Annotated in this window: 8 protein-coding genes; 6 read left to right on the top strand and 2 right to left on the bottom strand. The window is 67.8% G+C overall.

What is annotated here, in order from left to right; genetic code table 11:
- The 6 genes from I55_RS04275 to I55_RS04300 all read left to right on the top strand — a co-directional run.
- A partial coding sequence (locus I55_RS04275) for a flagellar basal body P-ring protein FlgI (RefSeq protein ID WP_044559268.1) occupies positions 1 to 558 on the top strand: 558 nt, incomplete at its 5' end.
- The gene (locus I55_RS32735) at positions 558 to 1,031 is read left to right on the top strand and encodes a rod-binding protein (protein ID WP_049973817.1); all 474 of its coding nucleotides are present in this window, start codon (positions 558 to 560) and stop codon (positions 1,029 to 1,031) included. The genes I55_RS04275 and I55_RS32735, both read left to right, overlap by 1 nt.
- Positions 1,028 to 1,531 carry a flagellar protein FlgN gene (locus I55_RS04285; RefSeq protein WP_044559269.1) on the top strand — a complete coding sequence of 168 codons (504 nt, stop codon included), beginning with the start codon at positions 1,028 to 1,030 and terminating at the stop codon, positions 1,529 to 1,531. The genes I55_RS32735 and I55_RS04285 overlap by 4 nt, the downstream gene beginning before the upstream one ends.
- Before the next feature lie 301 nt (positions 1,532 to 1,832).
- Positions 1,833 to 4,001 (top strand): flagellar hook-length control protein FliK, encoded by a 2,169-nt coding sequence (locus tag I55_RS04290; RefSeq protein WP_044559270.1) that lies wholly within the window; start codon positions 1,833 to 1,835, stop codon positions 3,999 to 4,001.
- 25 nt (positions 4,002 to 4,026) lie between these two features.
- Complete coding sequence (locus tag I55_RS04295; RefSeq protein WP_044559272.1) at positions 4,027 to 4,704, top strand: flagellar hook assembly protein FlgD; 678 nt, start codon at positions 4,027 to 4,029, stop codon at positions 4,702 to 4,704.
- A gap of 123 nt (positions 4,705 to 4,827) precedes the next feature.
- Positions 4,828 to 5,148: a DUF1153 domain-containing protein gene (locus I55_RS04300; RefSeq protein WP_044559273.1), complete on the top strand. Its 321-nt coding sequence runs from the start codon at positions 4,828 to 4,830 to the stop codon at positions 5,146 to 5,148.
- Positions 5,149 to 5,173: 25 nt separating this feature from the next.
- Here I55_RS04300 and I55_RS04305 read toward each other — a convergent pair whose 3' ends face one another.
- Complete coding sequence (locus I55_RS04305) at positions 5,174 to 6,388, bottom strand: hypothetical protein (RefSeq protein WP_148293565.1); 1,215 nt, start codon at positions 6,386 to 6,388, stop codon at positions 5,174 to 5,176.
- Positions 6,389 to 6,581: 193 nt separating this feature from the next.
- Positions 6,582 to 7,654 (bottom strand): ribosome biogenesis GTPase Der (der, locus tag I55_RS04310; protein WP_044559275.1); only part of this gene is annotated, 1,073 nt, incomplete at its 5' end.

The raw sequence follows: 7,654 nt of genomic DNA on the forward strand, positions 1-7,654 counted from the left end.
GACATGCAGGCCCTGCACCTGGCCCTGCACAACCCGGATTTCACCACCGCCAAGCGGATCGCCGACGCCATCAATTCCGCCGTCGGTACGGGCACCGCCATGGCCATGGACCCGTCCAACATCACGGTCAACGTGCCGGCCAACCGCAAGGCCGACCTGGTGGGCTTCATGCGCGACATCGAACAGCTGCGCGTGGCCCCCGACAACCCCGCCACGGTGGTCATCGACGAGGCGTCCGGCGTGATCGTGATGGGTGAGAACGTGCGCATCAACACGGTCGCCATCGCCCAGGGCAACCTGACCATCAAGATCACAGAGACGCCGCAGGTGTCCCAGCCCGGCCCCCTGAGCAACGGCACCACCACCACCGTGCCCCGCACCAACATCCAGGTGGATGACGGACAGGGCAAGAAGCTGGCGATCCTGCCTTCAGGCGTCTCCCTGCAGGATCTGGTGCAGAGCCTGAACGCCCTAGGCGTCAGCCCCCGCGACATGATCTCCATCCTGCAATCGATCAAGGCCGCCGGCGCCCTGCAGGCCGAACTGAAGGTGATGTGATGAGCGACGACATGAAGCTGTCGCCCCCCGGCTTCGACGCCAAGGCCCTGGCGGATGCCAAGGGAACACCCAAGCTGCAGGGCGGCGGCCCCGGGAACGGCATGAAGGACGACGCGGCCATCGACAAGGCGGCCAAGGAGTTCGAGTCCGTCTTCATCAGCCAGATGCTGCAGCACATGTGGGAAGGCGTGAAGGTCGACGAGAACTTCGGCGGCGGCCATGCGGAAGAGATGTTCCGCGGTATGATGATCGAGGAACAGGCCAAGGCCATCACCAAGGGTGGCGGCCTGGGCATCGCCAACGCCATCAAGCAGGAAATGGTGCGCATGCAGGAAAAGGCCGCCGGCGCCGACCCGCTGCGGCGGCCCCAGGGCGCCGCCGGAAACGCCTACGCCCAGGCCCAGGCGTCCCTGGCGCAGCACCTGCCCCTGGATGCCACCCCCGACGCCGCTTCGGATGAGGAGACGCCATGATCCCAACCGCCCCCTTCCTGCCACCGCCTGTCGACGACAGGCCCCCCACCTCCGCCAACACCGCCGAAGCCCGCGCCCTTTCGCTGATCAGCGCCATGGAGCGGTTGATGGCGCTGTACCAGGAGGAAACGGCCTTGCTGAAAAAACGCGACATCAAGGCCATGCTGGCCCTGGTGGAGCGCAAGCATCTGCTGACCAAGAGCTATGACGACGCCGTGCGCATCATCAGCCTGGACCTGGTGGGACTGCGCGGGCTGGACGCGGAACTCAAGACCCGGCTGAAAAGCGTGGCCGACGTCTTCCACCGCGAATCCCTGGAAAACGCGACGGCCCTGCGCGCCGCCGCCGCCGTGGCCCAGTCGGTGGTCAATATCATGGTCAACGCCATCAACAAGCAGCGCAACCAGGAGAACGGTTACGTCGCGAAGCATGGCGCGGCCCGGCCCGCCGGATACCGCCGCGGCGGCATACCACCCATGGCCGTGAACCAGTGCCTCTGATTCCCGCCCCCTGACCTGCCCGCCCCGATAGCCCGCCCTGGCCGGCGTGCCAGCGGCGGGCGATGGCGCATCGGCGCCGGGCCCGGCCGGCAGATTCTGCCCCCTGCGGCAAGAAGTTCCACCCCCGGGGACACCTTTCCCCCAAAGCAGGCGGCCCCAAGGCCGCCAAACCGCCGGAAACCTGGCGTTGGCGTCGATGCCGGGCTGGCACGTCGATTGCTTTTCCAGGCGATGGGCAGTTCCGCCCGCCACCGTCCCGACCGTCAGGAAGGGACGCGCCTTGGTCCCGAGGAAGCGATACATGACCGGTTTCCAGCCCGTTCAGTCCCTGTTCCCCAATCAGGGGGCTTCCGCGTCCGGTATCCTGGGCGGTACGGGCCTGAATGGTACAGGCCTGAGTGGTACAGGAACGACTGGCGAGGGCGCCGCCGATCTGTTCACCCAGTTGCTGAGCGGCATGGTGGACACCACCGCCGCCGACAGCCAGTCCACGGGCCAGGCCAGCGCCTTCCTCAACGCCGGCCAGGGCACCGGCACGGCCAAGGGCGGCGGACAGTTCACGTCGTCCACCATCCCCTTCGCCACCGGCAAGACAGCCGGCGGCACTTCCCTTAAAGCCAGCGCCACCACCGGCGCCGCCGTGGCCGCCCTGATGACCGGCATGGCGACCAACAGTCCCGCCGCCCTGCAACCGGCCGCCGGCTGGACACAGACACACTGGTCGGCCAAGACCGACGCCACGGATACGGCGACCGTCCCCGACACGGGCACGGGCACGGCGGTCGAGGATGATACGCCCGCCGACACCACACTGGCGGCGCTGGCCGCCATGGGCACCCAGCAGCCGCCGACCCCGCCCGCGCCTGTGGCTACCCAGGCGGCGAGCGTACCGGCCGTCGTGCCCCAGGCGGCGTCAGCCGGCACGGCCGCGGTCCAGGCGGCCGAACCGTCGCAGACGACCACCAGCACCACGACCACCGCCGCAGCGGGCCTGCCAGCCACAGCCCAGGCCGCAGCCCAACCGGCCACGGCCCTATCGGCACCGCCGTTGCCGGGAATGACGCCGGTCGACGAGCCAACCGCCGCCGACGCCGCCCTGGCGGCGCAGGCTGTCCAGGCGCTTCAGGCCAGCCAGGGTGACGCCAAGCCGGGTAATGCCAAGCCCACCGACATCCCCCCGGCCACGCCCGCCAACGGCAGCGCCGCGGCCGCCGCCGCGGCCAGCTTGGCGGTGGCCGACCAGAAGGCGGCGGCGCTGGCGACCGGCACCCCACCAACCTCTACGCGGACATCCGCCGCCACTGCGACCGCCCCCACCAACACCGCCCTGGCCACCCAGGCGCAGGCCGGCACAGCGGCGGACAGTGCCACCTTGGCCGCCACCGCCGCAGCCGCGATCGAAGGCGCGCCCAAGGCCGCCAAGACGGACGGCGCCTCGGGCTCCGGCCTGAAGACCGGCGGGCAAGCGAAGGGTGTGGCCAAGGGCGATGGCGTGAAGCTGGCGGCCACCACCGTCAGCGTGACGACCGCCAGCCAGGACAAGCTCCAGGCCACCGCCACCGCCGACCAGGCCCGCCAACAGGCAGCGGACACCGCGACCGACGGCGACGGCAGCAACGGCATCCTGGCGGCGCCGGCCACCGACGGCATGCTCTATGCCGATGCCCACGCGGCCACCATTGCGCCGATGGCCGCCCCCGGCGCCAAGATCAGCGATACCGCCACCCCAGCGGCGGCGATGACGCTGCCCAATGCCAACGCCAACACCGGTGCCGCGACGACTGCCCAGGCCACCCTGCAGGCCCTGTTGCAGCAGCAACAGGCCGGCACCGCCGCCCGTGCCGGCACAGCCAGCAATGGCCTGATCACCACGGCGGAGAACGGCCTGCTGCCGGCCAGCGGCGCCGAAGCCACCGGCGCCACCACCTCGGCCAGCGACGCGGCGCTGAACGCCAGCGGCTTCATGGGCTTGGTTGACGGCCAGCATACCTTCCCCACCGGTGGCTTCGCCGCCCAGTTTGCCGCCACGGGACAGGCGGCCCGCCAGGTGCAGTACCCGCCAGTGCTGCAGCAAGTGACCATGGGCTTCCAGAAGGCGGCCAGCAACGGCATGGACAGCGTCACCATCCAGCTGACCCCGGACGACATGGGCAGCATCGACGTGAAGCTGGACTTCCACAAGGACGGCAAGGTCCGCGCGACCGTGACGGCCGACAACGCCAAGACACTGGATCTGCTGCAACGCAATTCCGACGACCTGAAGAACGCCCTGCAGGATGCCGGCCTGCAGACCGACAACGACAGCCTGTCCTTCAACCTGAAGGACGATGACCAGGCGCAGCAGCAGCAGGAACGCCGCAGCGGCCAGTCCGGCGCCCAGTTCTCCATTGACGACACCACCGCCACTGAGGCGGCGCCGTCCGAAAACACCATCATCCCCTCGCTCGGCCGCGTCGACGTGCGGATCTGACGATAGATTTCAGGGAGTAGCCATCATGACCGATTCCGTCAGCGGTTCCAGCAACACCTCGAACACCTCCAACACCAGCGGAACCAAGACCAGCAATCCACTGAGCGACCTGACCAACAACTACACGACGTTCCTGACGCTGCTGACGACACAGCTGAAGAACCAGGATCCGACGTCGCCCATGGACACCAACCAGATGACCCAGCAGCTGGTGCAGATGAGCTCGGTCGAGCAGCAGATCGAGGCCAACAACCAGCTGAAGGCCATCCAGTCCACACTGGCGGGCGGCCAGGCCAGCCAGGCGCTGAACTACCTGGGCAAGTATGTGGAGATGGAGGGCGACCAGTTCCCGCTGCAGAACAGCACCGCCAACGTCTCTGTCACCTATGGAAGTGCGGCGGCGAACGCCACCATGTCGGTCTACGACAGCACGGGCAAGCTGGTCAGCACCACCGACGTCTCCGGCGCGGCCGGCACCCACAACTACTCCTGGGACGGCAAGGACAGCTCCGGCAACACCCTCGCGGATGGCATCTACAGCGTGAAGGTGACCGCCACCGACGCCAGCGGCAAGGCCGTGGACACCACCGTGAAGGTTGCGGGCAAGGTGACCGGCGTCGACATGTCCGGCGACACGCCGACTTTGCAGATGGGCGACATGACCGTGAACATGAGCGACGTCACTATGGTGCTGTCGTCCTAAACGTCGCACCCCGACCTGTCTGAAAGTGATAGTCCCGTTCAGGTCTTCTTAACGTCCCCGCCCCTATGGTGATGCAGTCCCCCGGTGTGAACCGGGACTTGCACGCACTGTATGAGGTAAGGCATGTCGGCCAACGACGCCGCACGCGGCCCCCGCGCGCTGATCAACGGGGTAAAGGCCCTGACCTTGGACGACCTTCCGCCACCCGACACCAAGCGGTGGGTCATGCGGCGCAAGGCCCAGGTAGTGGACGGGGTCCGCTGCGGCCTTCTGACCATGCAGGAAGCGTGTACACGCTACACCTTGTCCGAGGAGGAGTTCCTGTCCTGGCAGCGGCTGATCGACGCCCACGGCCCCCGGGCCTTGCGCACCACCCGGCTGCAGGACTATCGCCGCGGCCTGGATGACGAACAGGACCCACCCCGGTCAGCGGTGGCCGGCTGAAGTCCCGCTGTTCCCCGTGGCGCGCTTATGACGCTCCGGGCTTGAGGCTGTCAGCCACGATATGCAAGCCCTCGCCGCGCAACGTCTGGCGCCGCAGCACCAGCCGGCGCTCGGCCAGGGCCTTTTCGACCATTTCCCCCCCGACCAGGACGCCATTGGCCGCCAATGCCGTGGCGATACGGTTCAGCTCTCCCGACTCGCCCTTGGGATCGTGCCGATTGAGCGGATGCTCGCTGGCCAGCTCCGTGCTCAGCCATTCCAGCAGGACCTCCCGTCCCTCGGGCAGGCGGTCATCGGCCAGCAGCCGGGCCAGCAGGCCCATGGCGGTCGGCACTTTGGACGCCGCCTCCACCTTGGCCGCCACGCTCACCGGGTCGCGCAGCAGGTCGATCAGCGCCACCAGGAAATCCGCCAGACAGCGCTGATTGCCGAACAGATCCTGGATGACGTCAGGGAAACGCATCAGATCGGCGGCGATGCCGCCCAGCATTTCCTGCAGGCGCCAGGGCGTCTCCGGCGTCATCAGGCCCAGCACTTCCTCCAGCTTGCCCCCCAGGGTGCGGATGCCGGCCAGGCGCACGGTCATCAGGCTGTAGAAGGCGTGGTCGTGCCCTTCCACCCCCACCAGCTGCTCCACCTTGGCGCTGAGCTCGGCGGCGGCGCCATTCAGCGGCACGGACCATTTGCGGCTGGCCGCCTGGAATTCCCGGGCCTTCAGGGCGATGGCGTCGACATAACCGTCCAACTCGGCGATACGGGCGCGGGTGTTCTGGCCGGTCAGCTTGGACTGCACGGTCGCCGCCTTGTGCAGGGCCGCCTGCAGCATGGCGCCGGTATCCTGCAGGCGCCGCAGGTGGGTGGCGCCGTGCAGCAGTTCCAGGGGGCAAATCTGTTGGCGCGTCAGATAATCGCGCAGGATCAGGCTGATGGCCCGGCGCGCCTGGCGGCCATACAGGTCGGCAACGGAGACGCACAACGGCGTGCCGTCCGGCGCCTCGCGCAGCACATCGGTCTTCACCACCGGCGGCGCGTCCTTCTCGAACACCAGGGTGCCGGTGGGAAAGGCGTTCAGGACCGTGCGCACGGCCATGACGCGCACGGCCTTAAGCTTGCCCGAGGCCAGGCGGCGGTTGGCCTCCGCCACGGCGGCTTCCTCGGTGTCGCCGATGAACAGGATGGTCCAGCGCCCGTCGTGCAGGCCCAACAGCTCGAACTTGCAACTGCGGAATTTCAAACCCATGTCCCAACCCCGCTTCACGATCCCGGCCGCCCGGAATCGGTTCCCCACCACACTATAGGGGATCGCCCGCATCCTCAGAAGAAAATAGAAAAAGCGGTCCCGGTCTCAGCCGTGAAAGAAAAAAGGGAAGCGGTCAAGCGCTTCCCTTTTTCATGGCGAATTATCCGTTCGCCGAATTAACCGAAGGACAAGATCAATCGAAGGGGTTGTCGCTGCCCTTGCGCAAGAGGAAACGCAATGGCACGGCCGGCAGCTTGAATGTCTCCCGCAAACCGTTGATCAGATAGCGCGTGTAGTGCTCCGGTATTTCCACCGGCCGGCTGCTGAACAGGGCGAAGGTCGGCGGACGCGCCTTCACCTGGGTCATGTAGCGGATCTTCAGGCGGCGGCCGTCCACCAGGGGCGGCGGATGCGATTCCAGCATGCCCTGCAGCCAGCGGTTCAGCTGGGCCGTCGGAATCCGGCGGTTCCACAGGCGATAGACCTCGAAGGCAGCGTCCAGCAGGACGTCCAGCTTCTGCTGCTTCAAGGCGGAGATGGTGATGGTGGGGATGCCGCGCACCTGCGGCAGCGAGGTTTCCAGCCGATCGCTGAGCTGCTGCAGGGCCTCGGCCCGGTTGGCCACGGCGTCCCACTTGTTGACGGCTATGACCAGGCCGCGGCCTTCCTCGATCACCTGACGGGCGATGGTCAGGTCCTGCTTGTCCAGGATGGCGTCGGCGTCCAGCACCAGCACCACCACATGGGCCATGCGCACGACCCGCAGCGTGTCGGCGACCGCCAGCTTCTCCAGCTTGTCTTCCACGCGGGCGCGGCGACGCAGGCCGGCGGTGTCCACCAGCTTGACCGGGCGGTCGCGCCAGGTCCACTCCGCCGCGATCGCGTCGCGGGTCATGCCGGCCTCGGGACCGGTCAGCACACGCTCTTCGCCCAACAGGCTGTTCAGCAGGGTGGACTTGCCCACGTTGGGCCGGCCGACGATGGCCAGTTGCAGGGGCTTGGCGTTGTCCCGGGCCTCGGCCGCCTCATCATCCAGGGGGCCTTCGTCCTGGGCCTCCTCCTCCTCCGGTTCTTCCTCCGGGAGATAGGGGGTCAGGGCGTCGACCAGGTCGGCCATGCCCTCACCATGCTCGGCGGACAGGGGCACGGGATCACCCAGACCCAACTCATAGCACTCCAGGAGCCCGGGCTTGCCAGCGTTGCCTTCGCACTTGTTGGCCACCAGGATGATGGGCGTCTTGCCCTTGCGCAGCCAGGCGGCGAAGT

This window comes from Azospirillum sp. B4 (genome assembly GCF_000333275.1).
Taxonomy (GTDB): Bacteria; Pseudomonadota; Alphaproteobacteria; order Azospirillales; family Azospirillaceae; genus Nitrospirillum.